Source organism: Pseudomonadota bacterium, from assembly GCA_027620075.1.
In the GTDB taxonomy this organism is placed as follows: domain Bacteria; phylum Pseudomonadota; class Alphaproteobacteria; order Rickettsiales; family UBA6187; genus 1-14-0-20-39-49.
Window position 1 is genome coordinate 185,764 of record JAQCEY010000001.1, and the last position, 20,574, is coordinate 206,337.

Annotated in this window: 17 protein-coding genes and 2 tRNA genes; 10 read left to right on the forward strand and 9 right to left on the reverse strand. The window is 37.1% G+C overall.

What is annotated here, in order from left to right; genetic code table 11:
* Nucleotides 1-167 precede the first annotated feature (167 nt).
* The 7 genes from O2942_01120 (at nt 168) to O2942_01150 (ending at nt 6,190) form a co-directional block, all read left to right on the forward strand.
* Nucleotides 168-1,961, forward strand: coding sequence for a hypothetical protein (locus O2942_01120; GenBank protein MDA0780850.1), 1,794 nt, complete (start codon nt 168-170; stop codon nt 1,959-1,961).
* 100 nt (nt 1,962-2,061) lie between these two features.
* On the forward strand, nt 2,062-2,247 hold the full coding sequence (locus O2942_01125) for a hypothetical protein (protein MDA0780851.1): 186 nt from the start codon (nt 2,062-2,064) through the stop codon (nt 2,245-2,247).
* Nucleotides 2,240-2,845: a hypothetical protein gene (locus tag O2942_01130; protein MDA0780852.1), complete on the forward strand. Its 606-nt coding sequence runs from the start codon at nt 2,240-2,242 to the stop codon at nt 2,843-2,845. Before O2942_01125 ends, O2942_01130 begins: the two co-directional genes overlap by 8 nt.
* A complete protein-coding gene (locus O2942_01135) occupies nt 2,835-3,134 on the forward strand; it encodes a septation protein SpoVG family protein (protein MDA0780853.1) in 300 nt (99 codons plus the stop codon). Before O2942_01130 ends, O2942_01135 begins: the two co-directional genes overlap by 11 nt.
* The gene (locus O2942_01140; protein ID MDA0780854.1) at nt 3,103-4,242 is read left to right on the forward strand and encodes a hypothetical protein; all 1,140 of its coding nucleotides are present in this window, start codon (nt 3,103-3,105) and stop codon (nt 4,240-4,242) included. The genes O2942_01135 and O2942_01140 overlap by 32 nt, the downstream gene beginning before the upstream one ends.
* 43 nt (nt 4,243-4,285) lie before the next feature.
* Nucleotides 4,286-5,122: a restriction endonuclease gene (locus O2942_01145; protein ID MDA0780855.1), complete on the forward strand. Its 837-nt coding sequence runs from the start codon at nt 4,286-4,288 to the stop codon at nt 5,120-5,122.
* A gap of 12 nt (nt 5,123-5,134) precedes the next feature.
* Nucleotides 5,135-6,190 (forward strand): adenine-specific methyltransferase EcoRI family protein, encoded by a 1,056-nt coding sequence (locus tag O2942_01150; protein MDA0780856.1) that lies wholly within the window; start codon nt 5,135-5,137, stop codon nt 6,188-6,190.
* 1,559 nt (nt 6,191-7,749) lie between these two features.
* Here O2942_01150 and O2942_01155 read toward each other — a convergent pair.
* Nucleotides 7,750-7,826, reverse strand: a tRNA-Arg gene (locus O2942_01155).
* A 430-nt stretch (nt 7,827-8,256) separates the two neighbouring features.
* Here O2942_01155 and O2942_01160 point away from each other — a divergent pair.
* The 3 genes from O2942_01160 (at nt 8,257) to guaA (ending at nt 12,227) form a co-directional block, all read left to right on the forward strand.
* Nucleotides 8,257-9,726 carry a DUF1338 family protein gene (locus O2942_01160; GenBank protein MDA0780857.1) on the forward strand — a complete coding sequence of 490 codons (1,470 nt, stop codon included), beginning with the start codon at nt 8,257-8,259 and terminating at the stop codon, nt 9,724-9,726.
* A 119-nt stretch (nt 9,727-9,845) separates the two neighbouring features.
* Nucleotides 9,846-10,586 (forward strand): hypothetical protein, encoded by a 741-nt coding sequence (locus O2942_01165; GenBank protein MDA0780858.1) that lies wholly within the window; start codon nt 9,846-9,848, stop codon nt 10,584-10,586.
* 90 nt (nt 10,587-10,676) lie between these two features.
* A complete protein-coding gene (guaA, locus tag O2942_01170) occupies nt 10,677-12,227 on the forward strand; it encodes a glutamine-hydrolyzing GMP synthase (GenBank protein MDA0780859.1) in 1,551 nt (516 codons plus the stop codon).
* A 2-nt stretch (nt 12,228-12,229) separates the two neighbouring features.
* Here the strand turns inward: guaA and O2942_01175 are convergent, their stop codons facing one another.
* The 8 genes from O2942_01175 to O2942_01210 all read right to left on the reverse strand — a co-directional run bounded on the left by O2942_01175 (nt 12,230) and on the right by O2942_01210 (nt 20,540).
* Nucleotides 12,230-14,296 carry a fused MFS/spermidine synthase gene (locus O2942_01175; protein ID MDA0780860.1) on the reverse strand — a complete coding sequence of 689 codons (2,067 nt, stop codon included), beginning with the start codon at nt 14,294-14,296 and terminating at the stop codon, nt 12,230-12,232.
* A gap of 47 nt (nt 14,297-14,343) precedes the next feature.
* Entirely contained in the window at nt 14,344-15,114 is a 771-nt protein-coding gene (locus tag O2942_01180; GenBank protein MDA0780861.1) for a DNA-binding domain-containing protein, read from the reverse strand.
* Entirely contained in the window at nt 15,101-15,967 is an 867-nt protein-coding gene (locus tag O2942_01185; protein ID MDA0780862.1) for a DUF692 domain-containing protein, read from the reverse strand. Before O2942_01185 ends, O2942_01180 begins: the two co-directional genes overlap by 14 nt.
* Before the next feature lie 303 nt (nt 15,968-16,270).
* A tRNA-Gly gene (locus O2942_01190) sits at nt 16,271-16,345 on the reverse strand.
* Between the two features lie 68 nt (nt 16,346-16,413).
* Nucleotides 16,414-18,516: a protein-disulfide reductase DsbD family protein gene (locus O2942_01195; protein ID MDA0780863.1), complete on the reverse strand. Its 2,103-nt coding sequence runs from the start codon at nt 18,514-18,516 to the stop codon at nt 16,414-16,416.
* Nucleotides 18,517-18,573: 57 nt separating this feature from the next.
* Entirely contained in the window at nt 18,574-19,242 is a 669-nt protein-coding gene (locus O2942_01200) for a CoA transferase subunit B (GenBank protein ID MDA0780864.1), read from the reverse strand.
* 18 nt (nt 19,243-19,260) lie between these two features.
* On the reverse strand, nt 19,261-19,839 hold the full coding sequence (locus O2942_01205; GenBank protein ID MDA0780865.1) for an NAD(P)H-dependent oxidoreductase: 579 nt from the start codon (nt 19,837-19,839) through the stop codon (nt 19,261-19,263).
* Nucleotides 19,839-20,540, reverse strand: a complete 702-nt coding sequence (locus O2942_01210) for a CoA transferase subunit A (protein MDA0780866.1) — start codon at nt 20,538-20,540, stop codon at nt 19,839-19,841. Before O2942_01210 ends, O2942_01205 begins: the two co-directional genes overlap by 1 nt.
* Between the last annotated feature and the right edge of the window lie 34 nt (nt 20,541-20,574).

Below are 20,574 nucleotides of genomic sequence, written 5' to 3' on the forward strand. Positions count from 1 at the left end.
GGCGTAGCTTATGGTTTTTGTGCCTTCGAAGATGGGTTTGGTGTTGTAGTGGTTGAAGCAGCAAGCGGAGTGGAACGAACGCGGTTAAGATGTGTATTTGTTTAATATCTGAATTTGTGGTATGTTGCTTCTCATTATTTTAAGTGATTGAACGATGTAGTGACGTAATGACCGAAAAAGCCAAGCCAGTATCATTTGCAAAGCATTTCAAACTTGATAAGGAAAAGCTATCTGAGCTTGGTACGTTCAACCCTGTACTTAATTTTGATACAAAACTGTTTGTCGAGCCGCTTTTATTAAAGAAAAGCTCCAGCCCCATTATTCAAGCCTCATTTAAAACCTATAACGAGTTTTTCCGAAAATTATTGATGCTTATTAAGGCTTCAAAAGAGCCAGATGATATATGCTGGCGACAAGCTAAAAGGCTTATCAGTTTTCCAGAATATAAATCAACCTGTATCGGTTATGGTTCCGACTCAATAAATGGTAGCGGCTCAGGCAGCAATTTAAACGAAAGAATCTTACAAAGCGCAAAAGACATTGTAGAAGCGGCACAAGATAACCCTGAAATTTTTCTGCTATTGCCATTGCTTGAGGAAGGTATAGGGGCGGATATTGTCAGCGATATGACGCAAACAATTATTGATGATGATATTTGCAAATACACCGTTGATGCTATGGAAAAGCTAGGGGTTAAAGGCACAAAGCCATACACCACCAAGCAACGCACAACATATATGCTTGCTTACAATCCGTATCATAAATGCCCTGTAAAGCTATTACCTTCGGATATTCTATCAAATTTACCTATGGCAGATGATTTTGACGATTGGATTACAAAAATAGCTGGTATTAATAGCGATTTAAGGGATGGTATTAATCAGCATATTGGTGAAACGTGGTTTAAGGAAAATAAAGTCAAAAAGAAAGAGGAGATACTAGAGCTTATAAAGAGCGATAAGGATTTCTTTTTTGTAGTTTTGAAGACGTTGCAAGAAACCAGCCTTGACCATTATGATATTGAACAGGATTGGCAGGGCTTGCGGAGGTGGCTTGAGGATAGCAAAAAATTCATTACTCCCGAGAATTTCAATAAAATACAATCAGTAGAGGAAAAGCAAGAGGCTTTATTTGAAGCAGTTGCGGAAGTTATCACTCAGTTTAAAGACCTTATTGAGTGTGAAGAGTTATGGCGCATATTCTGGACTCAGCAAGGCTCAGAACTAAAGCATGTAAATGAGTTATATTCCCAAATGCTATTCTACATGGTTAGTAACACTTGGCTAGCGGCGCAAGATAGCAATGTTAGCGTTGATAGGTATTTAAACAAAGAAACTCAGCAGATAAACTATATTTTTTCAATATCGAAGAAATGCAAAGTTGTCGTGCAAGTGAAGCATTCCGATAATTTTTCTGGATTAGAAAAAATCTATGACAAGCAACATAGCCTTTATAATGAGGGGAAGGCACCTCGTAGCTTTTACGTTGTAATGAATTTTGATGATAAGCAATCAAACCAGTTAACGCATATTCTTGAAAAAGAAGAGCCTGATTGCAAGGTTGTAGTTATCCATGCTTGTTCTGAGGATTCCCAGCAATCACTCTTTGACCATGATACAAAGCCAGATTGGTTTGATGGGCTAGAGTCGCCTGAAAGCGTTTATGCAGCGGAAAAACGCAAAAGCGGCGAGAACTCATATCAGGTTTACAAGCCTTTAAGGGATAAAGTTGAAGAACTTTGCAAAGCCGAACTTGCTATAAATCGTTATTCCTCAGCTAATCAATTGTGTAATAAAGTTGCAAACATTATAGAAGAAGAGCATCAAAGTTTATTAGACCCGTTCGAGCCATATCAAATCTGCGAATATGAAGGCAATGACTGGAAAAAACCTACTTTTTACGGGTGGTGTAATAAATATTACAAAGCACATAAGCCAGCAAAAGAAACCGAACTAGCATAATGTATAACCTCTAGTGGTCATATATTATCACTAGCGCATGGTTATACATACGTGACACCAATGGCGCATACTACATCTGATTTTGATTCAGATGTAAGTAATGACAGATTTAAAGAAATTTAATCAAACACTAAACCAGTATAGCCCTGATGAGCCATTGAGCCAGCAGGACACAAACGAGGCATTCCATAACCTCGCTGGCTTTATGTCGCTGCTTATCAAAGTCAATGAGCGCGAAAAGATAGTTTCTTTTGATGAAGTTGAAAGCGAGGGTAATCATGATTGATGCCTTATCGTTTTCTGATGCTGTTGATATAGCCCTCAAAGACAATGCAAACCATAACCAAGTTCTTGTTCTTGGAGACATTCCAGAAGTCTATTTATCCCTTGGTGTTCCAAATCTTAAACTAATCATGTTGCATGGAACGCTGTTAAAAATTATTGAAAAGCATAGCCTAACGATAAATTCGATAAAACGCCTTCCTGCATTGCTTAAAGAGCCAATAATGGTTTTTAGTTCAGCAACCGAAACAGGCTCATTAATTGCAATAGTTGATGAGTATGATTGCAGTGGAAATACTGTCATAGCAGTGATCAATCCAGATTGGCAGAACAAGCGTCACAAGGTCAATAAAATAGCTAGTGTTTATGGAAAAAGCCGCTTGCGTTGGTTTGCTGAACAAATTGAAGCTGGTCGATTGCTTTATTCAGACAAAGAAAAAGCCCTGCGCTGGTCACAATCTACACGGCTCCAATTGCCGAGAGAGGTGATAGCTGCAGAGCATGGGTTAATTATACCATCCAACCAGCCAAAAGTCAAAAACAACAATCATTCTAAACCCATTTTAACCCTTAAAAACAAAGGTAAGAACCATGAAAATTAGCGAAGTTAATATTGCACTGATAAAGCCAAAAAATGGACTTGTCGGTTTTGCATCCGTTGTTGTCGATGATGCCCTGTATTTAGGAAGCATAGCTATACACCAAAAACTTAATGGCGGATTCAGGCTAACCTACCCAACCAAAAATTCCGGAATGCACCAAGGTAATGTTTTCCATCCTATTAATGGCATGGCTGGAAAGGCTATTGAAAGTGCGATCTTTAAAAAACTGAACGATGTAATGAACAAGGTAAATAACAATGCTGGATACAATAGCAATATCACTGACTGATAAGGACTTTAGAATAAAACATCCTGAAAGGTTCAGTCCCCATGCCTCAATGGTACGTAATCCAGCATTTAGTGGTGGAAGGATGCTGAAAGCTACATATAACGCCACCAATGCAGAAAAAGCGACAGGGTATAAACCTCGCCTGACTCTATTTAAGCGGCCTTGTAGAGGAAGTTATAGTTCTATATGGCTTAAAATTGAGTTTTCAGCCCCAAAGATGGTGTTTGGTAATAACTTTGAGGAGCTAAGTAGCAGCGATGATTTAAAAGCCGTTGTAGAGGCGTTACACGAGGCACTGCAAAGCATGGGTATAGAAACCACTTATGACATTGTGTTGAATGCTAAAGTTAGCATGATCCATTACAGCAAAAATATATTGTTGGATAGATCAACGCCCTGTTTTCTTCTAATTCAGGCTTTAGAGAAACTGGATTTATCAAGCAAGCTGGATTTAACCCAGACTGATTTCAGGAATGGCGGACAGATGGTCAAATACCATGCCAGCACTTATGAAATAGCATTATATGACAAGGTTAAGGACTTGGAACAGGCTTCTAAATATGGGGAAAAGAGAGGTGTTGAAACCGATTATGGCAACATGCCTGATCTGTTTGCAGGGCATAAACAAAAACCTGAGGTTCTACGCCTTGAAATAAGACTAACCAGCAGGAAATTAAAGCCTATATTAAAAACCATTGGCCTTGAAACTGAATGCACTTTGAAAAACCTATTTAGTGCGGATATTTCAAGGTCAGTATTGCTGCATTACTGGAAGATTATAACGGACGGGCTTTATATGCTGAATATTGATACTAAGGATATTGAAAAGCTTGTTTATGCTATTCAGACAGCCTTTCCAAGAAAGCGTCCGAACAAAATTATGGAACTGATAGGCTTTATAGTTTGCTGTCAAAAGCTTGGTGTTAGAGGTGCAAGAATGGCTCTAAACCTTAAAAATCATCAATGGTATAGAATCAAAGCCGATGCAAAGGCGTTAGAAGGAAAAGATGTTTGCCCTCGCTTTTTAATTCTAAATGGGATAAAAAAAGACCTTCAAGAATTTATACCGCTGGTTAAAGCGGATATTGTTGTTGATGGATTGATATAATAAAGGTTTTAATAAAAAATAAAATAATAGTGAAGCAAACAATATGTCTAAAAAAAACCAATCAAAAAGATTAACTAATCAACATAAAGAGTCTAAAGGTGTAGTTGGCATATTTGGAGATGGAGCAAAGTTCCACGATAAAACGGTTGGAGAAATTTCACTTCTTGTAATTAAGCAGCTTGAAAAAGAATTTCCTCAGTTATCTTTTCAATACAAAACAAGCATAACTAAATACGAAATAAATAAATCTTTACAGAGAGTTAATGAAGAATTGGGGCAAACTCTTTTTGTGCCAAACTCAAGCATAAAACCTGATGGTGGAATAATTGAAGTAAAAGATGATAATGGTAATTGGAGAGTGGTATTAGTATCGGAAGCTAAACATCAAGGAAAAGACATTGAAAACATAAAAAAAGGGAAGCTAGTTGGTAAAAGTGATAATCAAGATTTAATGGCTGCTGGCAACGCGATAGAGAGATCGCATAAGAACATATCTGAAATTGCTAATTTCATGTTATCTGAATCTCATTTTCCATATGTATTATTTCTAGAAGGGTCTAATTTTTTAACAGAAACTATTTCAGTAAAAAGACCAGACGGCAGGGTGGTGGTGCTTAATTATAATTCTGGGATGCTAAATAGATTGGACAGATTGACATCTGCAAATTATGGGATGCCAATAAATACTAATTTATGTAAAAATAAATTTGTGAAGCATAACGATAAAACAATTATGCTCCAAGCAGCTTCAATATATACACAAGGGAATGGAGAAAAATGGGATGTGAAAGAAATGTTTGACATTATGGTTGAAGTCTCAAAATCCTCTCTTAAAATCTTGGGAAGTGAAGTATTTAACCAGATTACCAATAACAAATAAAAAGAGATGATGATGGCAAGAAAAGTGCAGCACTCTTTATTGAAGAAGGCGAAGAAAAACAAGAATGATGAGTTCTATACACAGCTCTCAGATATAGAAAGTGAATTGAAACATTATAAAGCTCATTTTAAAAACAAAGTGGTATTTTGCAATTGCGATGATGCTCAGATTAGTAATTTCTTTAATTATTTTGCATCAAACTTCAAGGAATTAGGTATTAAAAAGCTAATATCTGCTTGTTATAGAAAAAACGAAAAGGATTTGTTAAATGCCGAAGAATCTGAAGGCGGTTTTTTCTATGAATATACAGGTGAAGAAGGAGAAAAAATTAAACCAAGCTCAATTGATGTCACTTATTTTAAAGGGGATGGCGATTTTCGTAGTGCTGAAAGTATCGAATTATTAAAGCAATCCGATATTGTTGTAACTAATCCGCCATTTTCATTATTTAGGGAGTATGTGGCTCAATTGGTTGAGTACGATAAAAGATTCTTAATAATTGGCAATGTCAATGCGATCACCTATAAAGAAATATTTAAGTTAATTCAAGAAAACAAGGCATGGTTAGGAATAAACCTTGGCAGGGGTGTTTCAGGTTTTATTGTACCTGAACACTATGAACTTTATGGCACAGAGGCTAGGATTGATAGCTCTGGAAATAGGATAATTTCTCCCAACAATTGTTTTTGGTTAACTAATTTAGACACCTCTAAACGACACGAAGATATTACTCTTACAAAGAGGTATTTCGGAAACGAAATTGAATATCCACGATATGATAATTATGATGGTATTAATGTTAACAAAACTAAAGACATACCATTAGACTACAAAGGGTTTATGGGTGTTCCTATAACATTTCTACATAAATTTAACCCTGAACAGTTTGAAATAATTAAATTTAGAAAAGGAAATGATGAAAAAGATTTGTCAATAAATGGGAAGTGTCCATATTTTAGAATTCTAATCAGAAACAAGCGGTTGCAAGCTAAATCATCTGACAATGGAGAAGTGACCAGTAATCAGTTCATTCCGATCATGAGTAATACTAAGGTATCGGCCATTTAGAGGGCGCACTTTCTAGGTAATGCAGTTTTGTTATTACTCCTTGCAAGTTCGACTAAATTTTATTAAATTCGAACCAATATCTGAACGGAGTAATAATAATGAAAGCTGTAATCCTAGCCCGTGTTTCCAGTAAGGAACAAGAAGACGGACATTCCCTTGAAGCCCAGATTGCCAATCTTAAGCTATATGCAGAGCGCAAGGGCTTAAAGATCATCAAAGAATTTACGATTATTGAATCATCTACAAAAGGCGAAAGACCAGAATTTGGCAGAATGATTGATTTTGTAAAAGCTCAGAAAGAACGGATTGCCGTTGTCATTGATACGGTTGACAGGCTGCAACGCAGTTTTAAGGAAACTCCAGTATTAAACGATTTAATGGAGCGTGATTGTTTAGAGCTTCATTTTGTTAAAGAAGGCAATGTATTATCCAAGGATGCAAACAGCACTCAAAAGCTAATGTGGAATATGGGCGTTGTGATGGCTCAATCCTATACTGACCAGCTTTCAGACAACGTTAAACGCAGTATAAAGCACAAAATTAATAATGGGGAATGGAGCGGCCCTGCACATCTTGGCTATCTAAATTCTGTTGACCCTGATACTGGACGCAAAACCATTATCCCTGATCCAGAACGAGCTTTTTTAATAAAGCGACTATTTGAAGAGTTTGCAACGGGAGTATACTCACAATCAGAGTTGATTAATAAAGCCCATGGATGGGGGTTGTTAACCAAGAAAGGGAATAGAGTAAGTAAGCAAGCTTTTAATGTAATACTCCAAAATCCCTTCTATTACGGATATATGAGATCAAAAGGGCAGTTAGTGCCTCATATTTATAGCCCATTAATAAGAAAAGATGTTTTTGATAAGTGTCAGGATATAATCGGTGGGCGGAAAACAAAAAGAGATGTAACGGAAACTAAAGAGCCGTTTCTATTCAGGAGTCTTATTAAATGTGCTACTACAGGCCGAACCTCTACTTGTGACCTTAAAAAAGGGAAATATACCTATTTGATATGTTTTGACCCTTCTAACCCTAAAAAGAAAATATGGGTTAATGAGAAAGTAGTTATAGAGCAAGTAGAAGCTGCTTTGAAATCGATTCAGGTTCCAAGCGATGTTTGGGCTGATATTATTGGCCATTTAAAAAGATCGCATGAGTCAGAAAAAGATTTTTACCATCAATCTATAAAAAGCCTTCATAAAGAAAGTGAAGATGTAGCCAGAAAGCAGGACAGGCTAACAGACCTATTAATTGATGAGAGTATTACTAAGGACATATATAACAAAAAGCTATCTCAATTGATAAATAGACAGCAGGAAATTAACCAGTTGTTAGAACAGCACCATAAAGGAAACGAACAATTCAAAATTGCCCTAAGCTCTTTGGTTTCTCTGGCTTCCCATGCTTATGACATTTTTGCCAGTTCGACAATCGATGAAAAAAGGCAATTACTAGGATATGTGTTTTCGAACTTAGAATTAGAAGGCTCAAAGCTAGTCTATACCTTGCAAAAACCCTTCAACTTGTTTGCTGATTTAGGCACTTGTCAAGAATGGCGACCCCGAGTGGATTCGAACCACCGACCTACAGATTAGGAATCTGTTGCTCTATCCTGCTGAGCTACGGAGTCATTGTCTTTATATATCAGTTAGTTATCTTCAATTCTAATATAAGGCCAACCAACTAAAACACCTTATACTATTTTCGACCTATCGTAGTACAGAGTAGAACGAGTCCTAATATTAGGAAACCGCCGCTCTATCCTGCTGAGCTACGAGACCATTGTCTTTATATATCAGTTAGTTATCTTCAATTCTAATATAAGGCTAACCAACTAAAACACCTTATACCATTTCCTGCCCATCGTAGTACAGAGTAGAACGAGTCCTAATATTAGGAATCTGTTGCTCTATCCTGCTGAGCTACGGAGTCTTATGAGTTTGCGGTTATAGCACGTTGTAGTTAATTTTTTCAACAGTTAACTTGCATTAATAATTATTTTATTTTGCAGATATTTTTGCTAGAAATAATAGGTTAAATAAAATTATCAGGTAGTGTGTATGAAAAATTTTCTTAGACTGGCGACTATAAGGGCGAGATTTGAAAAAAGTTTGTCCCAAATGTTCTCTAATGAAGTCAATGCGTATTCCAAGACGCTTCCGATTGTCAGGGAGCTTAACTTAGAATATCGGCGGGAACGTAACATAGTGACAGATGAGCCGTTGGCAGAAGAACATCATGGTGCAATCAGAGTGGCATCAAAGCAGGAATTTCGTCAAATAGTAGACCTGTTTAATGTAATTGGTATGAAACCGGTGGGATATTATAACTTACACGAAGCTGCAAAACTGCCGATACACTCAACCGCCTTTCGTGATGTTAGCGAAGACGGGCTAAAAGAAAACAGGTTCAGGGTCTTTGCCTCACTTTTAATTAAAGAGGCAGTGCCAAAAGAGCTATTGCCTATAGTTGATTCTGCTATTGCCAAGCGTGATATACTCTCCGATGGTGTAAAAAAGATGATAGATATAAATAAATCACAAGGAGGGTTAACCGATAAACAGGCGGATATCTTTGTAGCCGAAGCTATAAAAACCTTCCGCCGTGAGGAAGAAGCCGTTGTGTCTAAAAGTGATTACGAAAAATTGCTCAAAGCAAACAGCGTTATGGCAGATGCCGTTTCATTCCAAAAACCGCATTTAAACCATATGACCCTTAAAGTGCATGATATTGATATTCTGCATAAAAGATTGCAGGAAAATGGAATGGAAACGATTCCTGCCGTGCAAGGCCCTCCGAAAATGGACGTGCCTCCGTTTTTAAGGCAAGTTTCCATAGTAGCACAAGAGGAAAAATATAAATTTCCCGATGGCAAGGGGGGATATGAAGAAGGGTTGCATAGGGCGCGTTTCGGTGAATATGAAACAAAAGACGGAATTGCCTTAACTCCGAAAGGACGGGCATTATATGATGAAGCTTTACAGGCAACTATGAAAGAAGTTTCGGATAAAGATGCAAGATATCAGGAAGTGCTGCAAAGGAATTTCAGCAAGTTCCCTAAAACAGAAGAAGAATGCCAAAAGCAGGAACTGGCTTATTTTAAGTACTTCCTAAATAAAGATTATAAAGGCGAAAAGCCTAAAGACTGGAATGATGCAATAGCTAAAGGTGCTGTGGGATATAAAGGAGTTTTATATCAGGACTTTCTGCCTGTTAGTGCCGCAGGGATATTTAAGTCTAATGCAAAAGAAGGCGGCTTTATTGATTCTGAAGAACCCAAAGGCAGCAAGGAAAGTTTTGAGAAAGACATAGGTACAAAAGTATTTGACCCTTATGAGCTTTATGCAAAGGTGGAAATGGAATCTATACGGGAAACAACTGAAAATTTAGGAATAGAGCCTCCCGAGCAATTCAAAAATAAAATAAAAAACGACGGATTTGCCGGGCGTTCGGGCGATTTTAATCCTAACGCTAAATGGGAGCAGAAGTATAAAACAAAAGATACATCACCCACTCTTTTTAGAACATAGGCGGTTATTTTTTTATATTGCACCAAATTGTTGAAAAAAATAGATAATATCTTTTACAATAAGATAAAATACATTTTTTATTAACAGTTTTTTAATAGATTAAGCGTAATATTTTAGTTATGTTTAGTGGAAAAAAATGCTCAGGACTTACTTTAACCGAATTAATCACATGCATTGTGGTTATAGGTTTCCTTATCTCCGCTTTTTATTCCGGTTCAAGTTTATATAGCCGTGCAAAGCTAAATGCTGTTATTGAAGATTTTCACCGGTATGATTTTGCAGTAAGCACTTTCAGGCAAAAATATAATTATTATCCGGGTGATATGCCGGCAGCCACTCAGGTATGGCGTGAAAAAACTTCAAATGGGGACGGCAATTCAAAAATCGGGCATAATACGATTAATGAACCTGAAAGCTATCTTGCATTCCAGCATTTGTCGCTTGCAGGCTATATTGACGGAAGGTTCAGCGGCAGCGGTACAAGGGGAACAAAAATAGGTGTAAATACCCCCAAAAGCCCATACAGGAATTTAACAACATACTGGTTCTACACCGATAATCTATGGGGGAATTATCCTGAAAGCATAGGTATGTTCTTTTCCGGAATTGAATCGGAGGGCTATTCCGACCACAGGATAAAAGCCGTTGACGCATATTTCATAGATAAAAAAATAGATGACTACAGACCTTACACCGGCAAATTGATTACCTTTTCAACAAAAGACGGTGAATGCGTAACTTCAAATAAAAATTTTACTAATAAAATTGATAATCTAGATGAAGTAAAATATAAAGTTGATGACGAAGATGATCGTTGTTCGGTTTTTTATAGTTTAAAAAGAAATACCTTAGATAATTAGGCTTGCTTTTAAGATAAATAATCTATTTTACTATTTTATCACTTTACTATATAAGCCTTCTAATAATAATTAACTATATTATTAGGAAAAATGCAGGAAAAGATTCTAATTGTCGATTTTGGCTCACAGGTAACACAACTTATAGCACGCAGGGTTCGTGAGGCAAAAGTATATTGTGAGATTCATCCATATAAAAAAGCTACAAAAGAGTTCCTTACGGAGTTCTCCCCAAAGGCAATAATTTTGTCGGGAGGTCCTTCTTCGGTTACTGAAGGTCACTCTCCGAGAATCGGAAAAGAAATATTTGAATTTGGCGTTCCGATTTTAGGTATATGTTACGGTCAACAGTTAATATGCAACATGTTAGGCGGGAAGGTAACAGGTTCGGAACATAGAGAATTCGGACGAGCCTATGTGGAAATTGTAGAAGAGTCCGCATTATTCGAAGGTTGCTGGAAAAAAGGAGATAAATATCAGGTCTGGATGAGTCATGGTGATAGGGTAGATGCTTTGCCGGAAGGCTTTAGTGTTATCGGCAAATCCGAAGGTGCGCCATATGCGGCAATTGCGAACCATGATAAAAATATATATGCAGTGCAGTTCCATCCTGAGGTTACTCATACTCCGGACGGTAAAAAACTGTTAAGTAATTTCGTACATAAAATAGCAGGTTGCTCCGATAGTTGGAGCATGTCTTCATTTCTTGATATGGAAGTTGAGAAAATCCGTAAACAAGTCGGTGATAAAAAAGTTATATGCGGTGTTAGTGGCGGTGTTGATTCCAGTGTTGTTGCTGCTTTAATTCATAAAGCTATCGGCGAACAGCTAACCTGTATTTTTGTTGATTTAGGTATCTTGCGAAAAGATGAGCGTAAAGAAGTTGAGGACAGGTTTAAAAATAAATTTCATATCCCGATAAAGTCGGTTGACGCATCAGAGCTTTTGTATAATAGAATCAAAGGCGTTGATGACCCTGAGAAAAAAAGGAAAATAATAGGAAACACTTTTATTGATGTGTTTGAAGAAGAGGCTGCTAAGGTAGATGGTGCGGAATTTTTGGCACAAGGTACGTTATATCCTGATGTTATAGAGTCTGTTTCGGTGCATGGTGATGCTGCGGTTACTATAAAATCACATCATAATGTCGGCGGACTGCCTGACTATATGAAGCTGAAACTGGTTGAGCCTGTACGGGAGCTTTTCAAAGATGAGGTGAGGCAGCTTGGCTTAGAGCTTGGCATGGATAAAGAGCTGATAGGTCGTCACCCGTTCCCGGGACCCGGACTTGCGATAAGGATTCCCGGTGAAATAACACAGGAGAAAATAAAGATACTGCAAGAAGCAGATAAAATATATATTGACGCTATCAGGGAAGCCGGTCTTTACGATGAAATATGGCAGGCATTTGCCGTACTTCTTCCTGTAAAAACGGTAGGCGTTATGGGTGATGCCAGAACTTATGAGTATGTTTGTGCATTAAGGGCTGTTACGTCCACAGACGGTATGACGGCTGATTATTATGATTTTTCACATAAGTTTTTAGGCGAGGTAAGTACCCGTATCATCAACAGGGTTAAAGGGATTAACCGTGTCGTCTATGATATTACTTCAAAACCTCCCGGAACTATTGAGTGGGAATAATTTTACCTTTTGTTACGCCCGATTATAGAAAATATATTTGAGTAGTTGTCTGTCCATAATTCGGCATGATAATCCTTTGTGGTAATGCTCCTTGCTTCCCCACGCAGTTCTCTGTCCCATTTGCTATTTTTAGGTGTCAATATTATCCAGTCAGAAGAGTAGTCATATTCATTGTTAGAACCGGAGATAAAATTTAGATATCTGGTTTTTGACTCTATTTCTTCGGCAATGCGTGCTATAACCCCTCTGTAGTCAAGGTATCTGCTCGAAATATGTATAAATAGTATTCCATTTTCTCTATCCAGTTTTTGCAAATATATTTCTATGGCTTCTTTAGTTATTAAATGGGTAGGAATGGCATCGGACGAAAATGCATCAACTACAATAATGCTGTATTTTCCGTCGGGCTGCTTTTCCATCTGTATTCTTCCATCTCCCTCAATTATGTTTATGCGGGTATTGCAATCACGGGTGTATGTAAAATATTCAGGATTATTTGCTATCTTTATTACTATGGGGTCAATTTCAAAAAAATCAAGTTGCTGACCATTTTGCCCCAGACATGCAAATATTCCTCCGCCCAAGCCTATTAGACCAAATGGTTTTTCATGAAAAAAATCCGGTAGTATGTCTACTATATTAAAAACAGGTCTATAATATGTATATGCCGTATCTCTAATTCCGTTTTTTTCTTTTTGAAGACCATGTACGATATTACCGTGTTTGTAAACTATAAGGTCATTCTCGTTATCTTTGAAAATTTTAGATATTCCAAAAAAATTCCTTTCTTTAAACAGCAGCGTGTAGTCTTCTTCTTTTTGCTGTAAGTAAAGATATAATACGGTCGATAAACACGTTATGGTTATCATTACAAGCGGCAATACGCCTTTGAAAGGTACTTTTTTTAAGTATTTTTTTTTGTTTTTCTTTTTAAAGTCTAAAATAGCATATAAAGATAACAAAATTACCGGATAGTACTCTGCAATACTGTCAAAAATATATGGAGCAATGACATTTGATAAGCCGCCGAACGCTCCGCCTACCGCAAGCCATAAATAATATGATGTAAGATATTCGGGCTTCGGTTTTTCATCGGCTACCTTTCCGTGACAACTTAGGCATATAATGAATAAACCTATCAATAATAATGTTACTTTAGCCGTATGCCATTCATTATCATAAATCGTATATTTGAAAAATATTGAAATACTTATCATTAGAAAAAATGCAACAGGGTGTAGAAGCCGTGAGATATTAATAATAGCTTTCCCACGCTCAGTGAATGCAACTATAAAACTTACTAAATATATAAGAAGAGGAATAATCCACATTAAGGGAAAAGGTGTAATGTCTATAGAGATGAATAATGTGGTACTTAAGAAAAGAGAGGACGGGATAAAGCCTAGTATTACAATGTTAAATGCACTTTTTTTAGATAAACTTTTACCGGTTTTATGCTTTTTCACCGTGGTCTTTGATTTAAACACGTAAAAGTATGTGAGGAATGATAATATAGCAAATAGCTTGAATATGCCCCCCCACAATTCCATCTGTTTTTCTATTGTCAGCGTCCATTCAATCAAAAAAGGATAACTTAAAAGTCCCAATACGCTTCCCGTATTGCTAATTGCGAATAAATAATAAGGGGAACTGTTAAAGGTGCTGTGATACCATCTTTGTATTAAAGTTGAGTTAGAAGCTAATATAAAATAAGGCAGACCTACCGATAAGGATAATGTTATTATTACCCATAGTTCAGGCACAATATTTTCAATGCTCTGTGACGTAATCAGATTAACGGGTATTACGGTTGCAAGGCATACAACAACTAAAACAGCCTGAACGGCAGATTGTTCTTTTGAAGATAAGCAAGCACTGCCCATTGCAGAATATGCGTATCCTACCAAAAGCAAGCATTGAAATAATGCTACCGAACTAATCCAGACGGAGGGAGAGCCGCCGACTAAAGGCAAAATGCTCTTAGCCATCATAGGCTGTATAAGAAATAATAAAAAAGAACCGATAAAAACGGTTAATAAAAATATAGATTTGGTAAATTTTTCATACATAGAAAAAACAACAAATATTATTACACAAAACAACTAACTGTTATTTACTAAAAATAAAAATCAACAAAAGTACCGTTCAAAACAAATTTTTGTAATGCCGAGCCTACTTCGAACTCAATATTATCTTTACACGCATCTTCAAAGGCTTCTTCTAAGTTCTTGCCGTTTTTAAGGTATGTTAAAAATCTATATTCACCTTTTTCAAGTATAATAGTATTAATCTTATATTCGGGTCTTACAACTAAAATATCAACACCGCCAGACCTTATGTCTATATTTACTTCACCATCATAATTAGCTTGCGATACTTCCCATATTTTATAAATCGGGTATTCCGAAGATATCAGGTAAGATGAGGGGTGAAGTTTAAATTTTATTTTATCAAGATTATCCGGCGGTACTTTAGATAGCCTTTCCCTGTCAATAGGTTGTGAATCAGGGGCAAAATAAGAAGCATGTAATGCCCGTTCGAGCTTTGCTATGTCTTTTAAGTACGGGTAGTCCTTCAATTGCGGTATGTTTGATATAAAATCGGCAAAATTATGACCGTAATCGTCCAGATTGCCGCTATCGGGTTTATTGTCTTTTATATACTCGTTTGCAGCATACTTGAAAAACTGTTCACCCACCAACTTGCATATTGCCCCGTATCTGTTCTTTAAAGTGTCATGTAGCGTAATAAGGACGTTGTCTTGATATATTTTTATGCGGTCGGCATTGTCAATATGGCTATTTTTTATATTGCTAAATAGAGGCTCATTTTGATTTTCGTAAACTGCATTACTGAAAGATTCCTGTAATTTTTTAAGCGACGGCATTTTTTTCCTCGTATCTGTTCAGAATATCTTGAGCTTTTTTAGCCTCATTCAATAGTATGTCAAATTCGGGGATATTAGTGTCCCATTCAATTAAGGTAGGAACTATGCCTGATAATCCAATTGTCTGCTCATAAAGTTTCCATACATCATCGGACACTTTATCTCCATGAGTATCAATCAGGATAGGTTTATCTTTAATTTGTTTTTCTTCAAAGCCTGCAAGATGAATTTCACCAACCGCATCATAAGGAATGTTTTGAAGATATTCGTTCGCATCAAGATTGTGATTTTTGCATGTTACATATATATTATTGACATCAAGCAGAAGACCGCAACCGCTTTTCTCAATGGTTTTTTGGATAAACTCCCATTCGGTCATTGTCGAATCGTTATATTCGAGATATGAGGAAGGGTTTTCGACTAATATTTTTCGCCCAAGATAGTCCTGTGTATGATTTATATTGTCTACAAGCACAGATAGCGACTCATCGGTATAAGGCAGGGGAAGCAGGTCATTTAATGTGGTGCTGCCGATATTGCTCCATGAAATATGCTCGGACACTAAACAAGGCTTGAATCTATCAACTATATTCTTTAACTTCTTTAAATGCTCATCGCTCAAGCCGTCAGCAGAACCAAGAGATAAGCCCACACCATGAAAACTTACGGGATATTTTTCCCGCACCCTTTCCAATATATGAATTGCCATACCGCCTTGGGCAAAAAAATTTTCAGAATGAACTTCAAACCAGTTCACCTTTGGAGCATTTTCTAAAACCTCCTTATAATGCTTTCCGCGTAGTCCTATTCCTACGTTTTTTGGAATGCTAAGGTTTTTTAATTCTTTTTGCACAGTATATTACCTTATATTATTAAAGTATCTTTGTTTCTATTTTTATCGTATTTCCAAAATAACAATGTAATGAAATAAATTAAAGATTTCAATACCGATGCCGATGAATACTTCGCAATCTCAGTCTATAGCTTGCTTGAGCTATATTCAAGGGCATATAAAACTTTCAAAAATTCGGAAGTGGAACAGAAAAGACAACTGCTGAAGCTCCTATTTACTAATCTATAAATAACGAGCGGAAGGCTACAGTACGCACTGAATAGACCGTTTGACCTAATGCTTATTTTGACCAAAACGCAAAAATGGAGCGGGTGAAGAGATTCGAACTCTCGACATCAACCTTGGCAAGGTTGCACTCTACCCCTGAGTTACACCCGCTCATTAGTAGTTTTTGTGGGGAGAATAATACGCAAAATTATAGCAATTGCAAGAGGCTTTTTGCAATTTTATTTAACTTTTTGCTTTTTTATTGAGTTTACAATATCTTGCTTGTCTAGCAGCTCGGACATTATTATTCCATCAGGGTTAGAAGGACTGTAAATAATGTTGAAAGGTATCCCTGCCCTGTCATATTTTTTTAAGTAATCCGCTATTTCGCTATTTTTATTTGTCCAATCGCCACGCATTGCAATTACATTATATTCTTTAAAGAGTTTTATTATTTTTTCATCGTCCAGAACTAGGAACTTATTGACTTTACATGTTAAACACCAGTCTGCTGTTACATCTACAAAAACAATGTTTCCCTCATTGACTAAATTATCTATTTTATCTATTTGCAATTCCTGCCATATATCAGAATTTACAGAAGCTTCTTGTTTAGACTCAAATTTTATCGGAAATATAAAAGCCAGACTAATTAACAGCAGATATGTTATATATTTAGCCGACTGATTATTAAACTGTTTTATTTTTTCCTTAGAATGAAGAACTATCAGCAAGCTTATTATTACGGCAAGAAGTAATATAGCTGAAATTGTTCCAAGCTGCTTAGATAGCACCCACCCCAACCATACTGCCGTTAATGCTATAAAACAGCCCATTATATACTTAACTACAACCATCCAATATCCCGGTTTCGGCAACCCTGAAATAGCTTTAGGAAATATGCTTAAAATCAGGTAAGGGGCAGACATGCCCACTCCCATCATCAGGAAAACACCAAAGATATTTATCGCCGATCCACCCAAGGCAAAGCCTACCGCCGTTCCTAAAAACGGTGCGGTACATGGTGTTGCCAATATAGTTGCGAAAACTCCGGTAAAAAAATGTGCAGCAAGCCCCTCACCCTCACCTTTTTTGCTTATATTATCACTCAAGAATGACGGAAGCCGAAATTCATAGAACCCCCACATATTTGCGGCAAATAGTGATAATATTATAATTAAGGTTATTATAAATAACGGCTCTTGAAAGTGAAAGCCCCACCCTACATTTACCCCGATTGTTCTAAGGGTAAATACAAACAAGCCTAAAACAAGAAATGATGTAATAATACCGACTGCCGTTGTTAGCAAGCTTGACGATATATGAGCTTTTTCACCCCCTCCATGTTTTATAATGCTAATGAGTTTTATTGACAATACGGGCAGCACACAAGGCATTATGTTTAGAATCAGCCCCCCGATAAACGCAAATAAAAGTATTATAAGAGTTGAATATGCAGCTTGGCTTTTGCCGGATGGTGTAATTTCTTTTGCGACACCAAAATCGCTTGCATCAAATGTTTTTTCAACGGAATTAGTACCGCTAGCTATAGTTATGCGGTATTTACCCTTATTTATAGTTGCATCGCTACTAAGCGATTTATAGTTAATATTAAAGACTACATGTTTATTGTTAAGTATATTTGACTGCGGAGCAAATAAGGTTATATCCTCATCGCTTTCTATGAATATATCCGATTTATCAATATCGTGAGTACTACTATTAACGGAAACTTGTAAATAATTATTGCCCGACTTGTCCGCCCCCAAACCGGCACTTACTATATCAACGCCGTTATGCGGGCTTTGCTTAGGCACAAGCTCTTCGAACTTTTCAATTAACTTTAGATTTTCTTCCGATTTATGACCGACAGAGGCCGTTGTATTGATATCAACGTTTGCAGGGATACATATATCTTTGCAGATCGCATAATATATTTTTAAATTTATAGCGGAATCTTTTGAATTATCAGCAGCTTTAAAATACAAAGGGAATAACACCTCATCTTCATATTCATAACTTTCCGTAGTGATATTTTCCAATAATTTATATCGGGAACGCTTTGGAACAGACCACAACATATCCATTGAAGATATATTTTGCGAGGATTCCCAATCCACTTGAGGAGGAAAACCGGTATCTCCTGCCGTTCTCCAATATATTTTCCAACCTTTCTCTAATTTATAATGTAACCCCGCAATTATATTACCGTCGTCTTTATACTCGCCTATAATTAAACTGACAGTCGCCTCATCAGTTTTTATTGTTTGGGCAAATGAAGGTAGGTTGCTAAAGCATATTATGATTAATGCTGCAAATATATTGTAATATATACGGTTCATTAGCCTTATGTATTTATATTAAAAAACATAATACCATTTTACGGCTAAACGCTTAGGCTAGCAAGCTTTAACTATATCACGTATTTCCATGTTCGGTGATATAATAAAATCGGCTTCCGTTTTATCTTTTATTTCATTAACAGATGTATCCGAAGAATGCTCAACCAGAACAAGACCGTCATCATTTATATCAAAAACAGCAAGCTCGGTTATAATACGGTCAACTACGCCTTTTCCGGTTAACGGTAAGTTACATTTATTTAGTATCTTTGGCTCTCCGTTCTTATTTTCATGTGACATAAGAACTACAACCCTTTTAACTCCTGCTACCAAATCCATTGCTCCACCCGGACCTTTAACCATTTTACCGGGAACCATCCAGTTTGCCAAATCGCCGTTTTTTGCAACTTCCAACGCACCGAGTATAGAAAGGTCTATATGTCCGCCGCGTATCATGCCGAATGATGTGGCATTATCAAAGAAGCTACTACCTTTTAAAGCCGTAACTGTTTGTTTTCCTGCGTTTATCAGGTCGGGGTCAACTTCATCTTCGGTAGGGAACGGTCCCAGCCCCAGCAATCCGTTTTCGCTTTGCAATGTAACATTGATACCTTCCGGTATGTAGTTAGCAACCTTCGTTGGCATACCTATACCTAAATTAACGTAGAAGCCGTCTTCAAATTCTCTGGCGGCAATTTTACACATATCTTCTGATGTCCAAGGCATTTTATTCTCCTTTATAACTTATTTTTTCATTCGCTTTGCAGTATCTGCAAACTGTTCAACCATTGCTTTTAAAGCAGAGGCGAACTTTTCGTTTTTCAATGCTCCGTTATCGTCAAATTCTTGATTTGCAAACGGTATTGCCAATTGTTTAGGTATAACTATTGTTGCTATGTTCTCAAGCATCATACGCAAAGGTACTAAGGCACGCATTCCGCCAAACCCACCGGGAGATGCGGCGGAAATTGCAGCAACCTTTCCGTCATAGGCAAGTAAAGACTTTTCATTTTCCTCATGCGGTCTTGATATCCAGTCCAGACTGTTTTTTAATAATGGTGACAACGAGCTATTATATTCAGGGGAGGCTATAAAAAAACCGTCACATTTTGCAAATATGTTTTTTAACCTTTTAGCATTATCAGGCAAGCCTGAACTTACTTCTAAATCACCGTTATATAAAGGCATTTCATAGTCTTTTAGGTCGATAAACGAAGCTTCAACCCCATCAATGCCACCTGCAATGTCACAGGCAAGTTTTGCTAGCTTTTTATTGTATGATTCGCTCCTGATGCTGCCCGAAAGAAAAATAAGTTTTACCATTATGCCGCCTCTCTTACGGTACGTTGTTCAATGCGTTTTTGTAAGTTTTTAGCCTTGAATATCCTTTGCACGAAAATTCCGGGAGTATGAACGTTGTCAGGTTCAATTTCTCCTGCCTCCACTATTTCTTCCACTTCGGCGATAGTTATTTTAGCCGCCGTAGCCATGATAGGATTAAAATTACGTGCGGTTTTATTATATATAAGGTTACCGGCAGTGTCGGCTTTTTGTGCCTTAATAATTGCTATGTCGGCAAATAGAGAGTGTTCCATTATGTAATCTTCACCATGAAACTTCCTGACCTCTTTACCGTCGGCAACAACAGTACCCACGCCAGTTTTAGTATAGAAAGCAGGAATCCCCGCACCCCCTGCCCTAATACGTTCGGCAAGCGTCCCTTGTGGATTTAGCTCAAGCTCAAGGTCGCCATCAAGATATTGTTTCTCAAAAATTTTATTTTCACCGACATATGATGATACCATCTTTTTTATCTGTCTTGTCTGTAACATTATACCAAGACCAAAATCGTCCACACCGCAATTATTACTTATAACCGTAAGCCCCTTTACACCCGAATCCCTGACCGCTTCAATACAATTTTCAGGAATACCGCAAAGACCGAACCCCCCTGCCATTATAGTCATATGATCTTTTAAAAGACCTTCCAGTGCATTTTTTGCCGATTGATAAACTTTACTCAAAACGCTCTCCATCTATACATTATCAATGATTGTT